Source organism: Glutamicibacter sp. AGC84 (assembly GCF_053543575.1).
Map to the genome: position 1 here is coordinate 122,193 of NZ_JBLVOC010000016.1, position 7,951 is coordinate 130,143.

Here is a 7,951-nt window from a genome sequence, read left to right on the forward strand (position 1 = left end):
CGATCAATCCGCGCCTTTGCGGATCTCTAGTTTTACCCACATTACTCGGTTTTCACCTCTGGGGTTCAAGCTTCGGAGCGAAATCGACGACTATTCCATTTCTTGGGTGAATCCGTGGAATTTATGCCGGCCAAAGACCGTATTTCCATACGCAATAGGCACCGAGGTGCGATTTCGAGCAATGGGCTTCCTCCCAGCACTGCCGCGTTGCACGCGGCGCTGTCCTCGGGCAGATACCCTGCGATTTGGTGCGTCGGCCCAAACCGGTCCCACGCTTCAATCAACCTGCGCTTCGGGCTGCGCCCGGTACTGCTGGCTCCCACGCGGTTGAAGACGATTTTCGGATTCAGCCCGGGCAGTGCATCCTCCAATTCGTCGATGGCGCGAAGTGCACGCGGAATTCCCAAGCTGTCGGCACGCACGATCATGAAAAGCTCATCGGAGCACTGGAGCATCTCGACGGTGACAGCGTTTCGCTGTGGTGCTTGGGTATCGAAACTGAGCTGTTCGTCCAATTCAATGTACGGAGCCAAATCCAATACGACCAGGTCGTAGTGAACTTTGAGCAGCATGGCCGCTCGCCGCAGCGCCGAGGCCCGGACCTCGGGCCACCGGCTAGCACGCGGGATTCCGGTCGCCACGCGCATGGTCGCCTCCCCGACCTGGACCAAGGAACATGCAGCGTTGAGTCGGGCAACATCCAACGAGCCGGCGTCGATGGCACGGCACAACTGCGCGATGGATGCCGATTCGTCCATGAGCCCCAATTGAATGGCGATGCTGGCGGCGTAGGTATCTGCGTCCAGAAGCACCACGGTTTTTCCTGCTGCCGCCGTTTCCACCGCATAATTCAGCGCGACGGTACTGCGCCCGGGAGATCCAGGGGCGCTCCAGAAGCTGACGATTCTTCCGTTCCGGCCCGTAGAGTCGTCCTCCGGTTCGGGAACCGCGAGCGTTCCGTCGGTTCCAGAACGATTCAATGACTGAACTACGCCCCTGATGCGTCCTTCCAGCTCGGCCATGCCGGAATCCGCAGGCAGATGAAGGACATCAGGCAATGGCTTCCAGTCTTCGGGCCGGTCAAAGAACAGGACAACCGCTGTCTGGCGCATCAGCAACGCATCAAGTTGTTCCATGGGCGGCACCAGCTGGGCGTCGGCAACGATCAGCACATCAGCCATTCCGGTATCGCAAGCGGCAATGGCTTCGGCTATGCCGGAGCAGACGCGGGTGACCATCAGTTCCCCGCGGTACCCTTCGATTTGCCGGACGATTTTCTCCTGGTCGCCGAGCACTACGACCGAAATACTCATTGTTCGGTCCCGGCCGGGTTGTAGACGACGATAATTCTCGATTCGTTGGCCAGCGCTTGAAGCAGCGGTTCAAGCTGATTCGGTTCCACCAGCAGTTCCAGGTTGGTGCCTTGGGTTCCCACCAGTCCCCCACCGCTTTCAACGCGTGCGGCGACTTCGACCATGGAGGAGAGCTTTTCCGGGACTCCGTAGGTGCTGCCGCTGGTTTCGCGTTTGGCAATCCATACGTCAACAAAGCTACCGGGGGTAATCGACGAAGAAAGGTCTGCCGGAAGATCGACATTGACCGGCCTGCGCGATCCCACTTCACTGTGTATTATCGAGGTGACTGGAATCAGCTGCCCTTCGCTGATAAAGGTGTTCGCTCGGGCGTCCTGGCCGAGCTGCGCATCTGTGTGCAGGTAGTTCTCGAGAGTTTCGCCAAGCTGGACTTCTTGAGTTTTCATGTTCTCGCTGGTCAGCTTTTCTCCGAGGGTGATATTAGTGCTGGCGACATACACCGTGGACGTCTGATGCAATTCGCCGACCAGGTACACGGTTCCCGCGACCGAAGCGACTACGAGCACCGCACCGAGAGCCAGGCGTGGGTCCTTCCAACTCGGCCGTCGCACACGCGAGGCCGAGGTTGTCCGCGCGTCCTGGGCGATCTGTTCTGTGATCAAGGCTCTGACCTTCCGCCAGCATAGGTGCTTATGGATGGTGAGCCTACGACAACTTGGTCCTGCTGGAAAGACCTTGCGTGCACTTGTGGATCACGAAAGAGTGATCGCTTCGACCCATCCGATGGCATCCAGGGGAATCAGCAATTGCGTTGAGGCCTGCTGTGCTCTGGCGAATTCATCGCGAGGATGCACCAGAATTATCAAAAAGTCCTTGGCTACCTGAGTCAGCGTTCCTTCAGCCATGGAGCTGCCCGCACGGCCAAAAACATGGCATCGTGCGCGGTCCCGGAGCAATCCCCGCAGAACCGTGGAGAACTTCACCGAGCGGCCCGGCGCCCGCCGTTCCACCGCAGGTGCGCGCCCCGGCGGAAGGGCGAAGGATTCAACCGCTCCACTGCGGATCACCCATTGGGCCTGCTCTGTTTCCAGGCAGATGTAATCGGTCGCGCAAGGGCCGAGTTTCGCGCGGAGTTCGGTTCCCCCGGCCAGCCGGAGGCTCAATTCGTGTCCGTAGAACCGCATCAGAGTGGGCAGCAGTTCGGCAGTTGCCCGTTCAACCCTGATGTTTTCGGCAATTTCTTCACGCAGCTGCGCCCGGCTCTGTTCTGCTAGCTGAGCTTCCAAGTCGTCGAAGAGAGAATCCCACCGCATGCGCCCACTGTACGAGAATAAACATTTTTGCGTAACCCTATTCACAAAACGATCTCTAAGTGCCACTATGAACATCAAACAATATCAAATCACATCAAAATTCATTCAAGGAAGTGATTCGGATGTCTCGCCAACGGCAAATATTCGTGCTGCTGCTCTTTTCCGCAGCGTCATTGGTCATTATCTATGTGGGAATCCAGTGGATATCTGATTACTTCCGGTCCCCAGTCGATGGGCGCGCCACAGCGGACCACATAAGGCTTCTCGTCAGCCTTTCGTTCCTGGCGTTGCTTACGCTGTACTTGCTGCGCGTGGGCTTGGCCCAGATGATCCGCTGGGCCTTCACCCACCGCAAGCCGAAGCTAGCGCGGTTCTTCGAACGGATCGCCCCCGCACTGAGCAGGAGAATTCTAGGCTCAATGCTTGGAACCTCGATTGCCCTCTCTTCAGTCGCTGCGTCCTATGCGGGTGAACCGCTGGCGGTTTCCCTGGCACACGTCCCGGCGGAAAACGCCAGCCAAGAACTAGCCAGCTATGCAGGCCCGCAGCAAAACTCCGTACCGAGCCCGCAATGGTTCCCCGAATCCATGAGCGTTCCCCTGAGCCCGCTGGTATCCCCCGGGACCAGGAATCCAGGCCAACGTTCGGTGCAACGCACAGAAGTTGTCGTCGCAGAAGGGCAGAATCTGTGGACCATAGCGGCAGAGCATCTAGGTGCCCAGGCCACCGTGGAAGAAATTTCTGCCTATTGGCCAAAGATCTATCAACGCAACAAGAAGTCCATCGGCACCGACCCGGACCTGCTGCGAGTTGGAACGGTACTTGAACTACCACCAGCCAGCTAAGCGCATTCAAGAACTTCCCCACGCCCAACTAGGAGTCATCATGAGCACCATCGCCATCAGCCCCCGTAGCGCCAACACCGGCTACTATCAACCGGATATCTACGCAGCCAACCTCCCAGACCCGAACCCGGCTGGCGCCACCTCGGCTGCCGATCCATGCCAGGCTCCGGCTCACCTGCGTCGGGCAATGGACAATATCTTCCATCGCTCTGCTGTCTACCGCAGCGAGCACCGGGCCATCGTTGAGATTTCGCATGCAGTAGCCCGCGCGGTCTTCGAAATCGTGGCTGGGTACCGCACCGTGAATCAGCTGGCATTCGTGATGGAGCCCTCTTGCATTGCCAAGCTCCGGCGCCGGGCCCTCCTGGAGACCCAGTGCTACACGCTCGAGCCGCTGCCGGGCACGGCACACGGGCAGATCATCTCATTGCACCTGGACCGGTGCATATCAGGTTCTTGGGAATGCACCGTCATCTTGGGCTTTAAATACCGCGTCCGTGCCGTGGCTCTGAAAATTGAGCCCTGGCACGGACGGTGGCAGGTGACCGATGTGGAGCTAATCTAGCTGCGCTTGGCCTTCTTGTTCTTCTTCTTGCTCGACGTTGCCTGGGCGCGAGTGGTGCTGGCTTCGCCATCTTCATCCGGGCCGGTGAACTGCAGGTTCTTCGGCTTCGCCGATTCGTCGACCGCTGGCGCGGCAACTGCTTCAGCTCCGGTGGGGATCTCCAAGTTGAAGAGGGTTCCGATACTTTCCTCGCGGATGCCCTCCATCATGGTCTGGAACATGGTGTAGCCTTCACGCTGGTATTCCACTAGCGGGTCGCGCTGGGCCATGGCACGGAGTCCGATTCCTTCCTTGAGGTAATCCATCTCGTACAGGTGCTCCTGCCACTTGCGACCGATGGTCGAGAGCACTACACGGCGCTCCAGATCGCGCATGGTGGAAGAACCAACAAGCTTTTCCCGCTCTTCGTACTGGTACTGGGCATCCGAGAGGATTTCGCGTTCCAGGAACTGCGCGGAGAGGTGCCCCACTCCGCCGGCCTCTTCGAGAACTTCATCGATGGTGATGCCGATCGGGTACAGCTGCTTGAGGTTGGTCCACAACGACTTGAGCTCCCAATCGTCCGGATCGCCGACCTGGGTCGCTTCCAGGACCATTGCCTTGACGACATCTTCCAGGAAGTGGCCGACCTTCTCTTCGAGGTCGTCGCCTTCAAGGATGGAACGGCGGTCAGCGTAGATCGCTTCACGCTGGCGGTTCATCACGTCATCGTATTTCAGCACATTCTTGCGCTGCTCGGCGTTGACGCCTTCCACCTGTGCCTGGGCGGACTCAATGGCGCGCGAAACCATCTTGGATTCCAGCGCCACGTCATCTGGCATCGACGGGTTGTTCATGATGCGCTCGGCCATCCCGGAGTTGAACCGGCGCATCAGGTCATCGGTCATCGACAGGTAGAAACGCGATTCGCCCGGGTCGCCCTGGCGGCCGGAGCGACCACGCAGCTGATTATCGATGCGGCGTGATTCGTGCCGTTCGGTGCCCAGCACGTACAGGCCGCCGAGCGATGCAACTTCCTTCGATTCGTTGGCGACGGTTTCCTTCGCCTTGTCGAAGACTTCGTCCCAGACCGTGTTGTACTCTTCCGGGTTGTTCTCCGCATCCAGGCCACGGCGCTCCATCTCGGCCACGGCCAGGAACTCAGCGTTGCCGCCGAGCATGATGTCGGTACCGCGGCCGGCCATGTTGGTAGAAACGGTCACCGCGTTCTTGCGGCCGGCCATCGCGACCACGGCAGCTTCGCGAGCGTGCTGCTTGGCGTTGAGCACCTCGTGGCGGATGCCCTTCTTGGAGAGCAGCCGGGAGAGGTATTCGCTCTTTTCCACGCTGGTGGTGCCCACCAGGATCGGCTGGCCCGTCGCATGGCGCTCGGCAATGTCCTCAACCACAGCATTGAACTTGGCGACTTCATTCTTGTAGATGTAGTCCGACTGGTCCATGCGGATTGCTGGCTTATTGGTAGGAATCTCCACCACGCCCAGCTTGTAGGTACCCATGAATTCCGCGGCCTCGGTCTGCGCCGTACCGGTCATGCCCGAGATCTTGGCGTACATGCGGAAGTAGTTCTGCAAGGTCACGGTGGCCAGAGTCTGGTTCTCGGCCTTGATCTCAACGTTTTCCTTGGCTTCGATGGCCTGGTGCATGCCCTCGGAGTAGCGGCGGCCTGCCAGTGCACGGCCAGTATGCTCGTCAACGATCATGACTTCGCCGTTGACAACGACGTAGTCCTTGTCCTTCTTGAACAGTTCCTTGGCCTTGATGGCGCTGTTCAGGAAGCCGATCAGCGGGGTGTTGTTCGCTTCGTAGAGGTTATCGATGCCCAGGTAGTCCTCGACCTTTTCGATGCCCGACTCCAGCACGCCAATGGTGCGCTTCTTTTCGTCGACCTCGTAATCGTCTTCGCGCTTCAGTCGCGAGACGATCTTGGAGAATTCGGTGTACCAGCGGTTCACATCGCCCGAAGCCTGTCCGGAAATGATCAGCGGGGTACGCGCCTCATCGATCAGGATCGAGTCGACCTCATCGACGATGACGAAGTTGTGTCCGCGCTGGACCAGCTCGTCCTTGCTCCACGCCATGTTGTCGCGCAGGTAGTCGAATCCGAACTCGTTGTTCGTGCCGTAGGTGATATCGGCTTCATACTGCTTGCGCCGCTCGGCAGGCTTCTGGCTGGAGAGAATGCAGCCGCAGGTCAGACCGAGGAAGCGGAAGACGCGACCCATCAGATCCGACTGGTACTGGGCGAGGAAGTCGTTGGTTGTCACCACGTGCACGCCGTCACCGGTCAACGCGTTCAGGTAAGCCGGTGCGGTAGCGACCAGGGTCTTGCCTTCACCGGTACGCATTTCAGCGATGTTTCCCAGATGCAGGGCAGCACCGCCCATGAGCTGGACGTCGAAGTGGCGCATGCCAAGGACCCGGTCCGAGGCTTCGCGGACCACCGCAAAAGCTTCTGGGAGCAAGTCATCCAACGTCTCACCGTTAGCCAAACGTTCGCGGAACTTGTCGGTTTCACCCTTGAGCTCTTCGTCCGAAAGTTCGCGAATTTCGACTTCCAACGTATTGATCGTGTCGGCGTACTTACGAAGAGTCTTCAGAATCTTCTTGTCGCCGGTACGCAAAATACGTTCTAGCAATGATGCCACGTGGTAGCTCCCAATATCTCAAGCACAGTAATTTCTGGCGTCTTCAGTCTACGTGAGGAAAACAGCACATCTGGCTATTTCAATCCCATTTGCGCTGTTCTTATAGCGAACAGCGATTTGATCAACAGGCCCTTCACAGCCCGATTTCCACTCGTTCAAGTTCCAGCCAGCGCGCCATGCGCTCCAGCTCGGCTCGCAATCCAGCCTCGACACTGGCGTCGACACCCGGCTCGTAATGCACCTGCTTTGCGTGCAGCACCGACCTGGCCCGGTCAGCTTTCAGGTCCACTCGGCCCACGAACTCTTCGCCGAAAAGCATCGGGAAAACGTAGTAGCCGTAGCGGCGCTGATTTGCCGGCACGTAGATTTCGATACGGTATTCGAACCCGAAGAACTTCTCCAGCCGGCGGCGGTTGAAAACCATCGAATCAAAAGGTGACAGCAAACGCAGGTCAGGATCGATCCTGCGCGGAATCTTGGTGCCGGCCTGCAAATAGCAAGGCTCGGCAATGCCGGCAACCTGTACTTCTTCGATGAGACCTGCACGTGCTTGCTGGGCGAGCTCTTCTTTGGCCGCGCGCACCGGAAGACGGAAATACTCTGCGACGCAGTGAGCGGTGGCGATGCCAAGGGCATCCATGGCCCGGACAACCAGCCGGGCGAGGGCCTCGTGCCGCTGCGCCGCATCGAGTTCCTGTTGCGTGCCCACCACATCCGCGGCTAGTGCGTAACGGCGTTCAAACTGGGAGTTGCGTCCCAGCGTCAAGATCTTGGCTTGGGCGAAAAGGGACTCGGTGACGAACTTGGTGTCATTCCAATTCCACCCCCAGTGCTTTTTCTCCCCGTCCGGGGCGACATCCAAAGCCTGGCTGATTTGCCGGGCGCTGGAGCCTGGGTTATTGGACAGGTATTCAAGGACGCGATCCGAGAGGTCATGCTGTTCGGCGGAGAACCCATCTGATTTATCGATCCAGGTTCGGCGCTGCCATACCCGCAGGTCTTGAATGAGTTCGGAGCTGACCACCGAGGCCTCATGGGCCCAATATTCGGTGATAGGGCTGAGCGGTTTGGCCAGAAGCTGGTCCAGCACCTTGGTGTCATAGGCGCCGAGCCGGGCGAACATCGGCATGTAATGGGCCCTGCGAACGACGTTCACCGAGTCAATCTGCAATTGCGCGATACTACCGATAGCGCTGACGATTCTCCGCGCGGTGAAGGGTTGTTCTTTCCTGCCCTTGGACAGGCCTTGGGGGGGCCAACGCGATTCTTC

Annotated in this window: 7 protein-coding genes; 2 read left to right on the forward strand and 5 right to left on the reverse strand. The window is 58.8% G+C overall.

Translation table 11 applies throughout. The features are described 5' to 3' along the window. Positions 1-65: 65 nt before the first annotated feature. The 3 genes from ACNPN0_RS11535 to ACNPN0_RS11545 form a co-directional block, all read right to left on the reverse strand. Positions 66-1,313 (reverse strand): AAA family ATPase, encoded by a 1,248-nt coding sequence (locus ACNPN0_RS11535; protein WP_448938098.1) that lies wholly within the window; start codon positions 1,311-1,313, stop codon positions 66-68. Beyond that, positions 1,310-1,975: a hypothetical protein gene (locus ACNPN0_RS11540; RefSeq protein WP_332498142.1), complete on the reverse strand. Its 666-nt coding sequence runs from the start codon at positions 1,973-1,975 to the stop codon at positions 1,310-1,312. The genes ACNPN0_RS11535 and ACNPN0_RS11540 overlap by 4 nt, the downstream gene beginning before the upstream one ends. Before the next feature lie 90 nt (positions 1,976-2,065). Next, the gene (locus ACNPN0_RS11545; RefSeq protein ID WP_448938099.1) at positions 2,066-2,626 is read right to left on the reverse strand and encodes a hypothetical protein; all 561 of its coding nucleotides are present in this window, start codon (positions 2,624-2,626) and stop codon (positions 2,066-2,068) included. Between the two features lie 122 nt (positions 2,627-2,748). Between ACNPN0_RS11545 and ACNPN0_RS11550 the strand changes: the two genes are divergently transcribed. Further along, positions 2,749-3,471 (forward strand): hypothetical protein, encoded by a 723-nt coding sequence (locus ACNPN0_RS11550; RefSeq protein ID WP_448938100.1) that lies wholly within the window; start codon positions 2,749-2,751, stop codon positions 3,469-3,471. A gap of 40 nt (positions 3,472-3,511) precedes the next feature. Further along, positions 3,512-4,036, forward strand: coding sequence for an Rv3235 family protein (locus ACNPN0_RS11555; protein ID WP_332485966.1), 525 nt, complete (start codon positions 3,512-3,514; stop codon positions 4,034-4,036). Here ACNPN0_RS11555 and secA read toward each other — a convergent pair. Together secA and ACNPN0_RS11565 are read right to left on the reverse strand one after the other, a co-directional pair. Further along, on the reverse strand, positions 4,033-6,681 hold the full coding sequence (gene secA / locus ACNPN0_RS11560; protein ID WP_448938101.1) for a preprotein translocase subunit SecA: 2,649 nt from the start codon (positions 6,679-6,681) through the stop codon (positions 4,033-4,035). The genes ACNPN0_RS11555 and secA overlap by 4 nt on opposite strands. A 133-nt stretch (positions 6,682-6,814) precedes the next feature. Further along, on the reverse strand, positions 6,815-7,951 hold a 1,137-nt coding region (locus tag ACNPN0_RS11565), incomplete at its 5' end, for a winged helix-turn-helix domain-containing protein (protein ID WP_448938102.1).

Excerpts from the sequence above, each read along its gene's own strand:
- ACNPN0_RS11535 (WP_448938098.1), bottom strand. The coding sequence starts at position 1,313 with ATGAGTATTTCGGTCGTAGTGCTCGGCGACCAGGAGAAAATCGTCCGG.
- ACNPN0_RS11545 (WP_448938099.1), bottom strand. The coding sequence starts at position 2,626 with ATGCGGTGGGATTCTCTCTTCGACGACTTGGAAGCTCAGCTAGCAGAA.
- ACNPN0_RS11550 (WP_448938100.1), top strand. The coding sequence starts at position 2,749 with ATGTCTCGCCAACGGCAAATATTCGTGCTGCTGCTCTTTTCCGCAGCG.
- ACNPN0_RS11555 (WP_332485966.1), top strand. The coding sequence starts at position 3,512 with ATGAGCACCATCGCCATCAGCCCCCGTAGCGCCAACACCGGCTACTAT.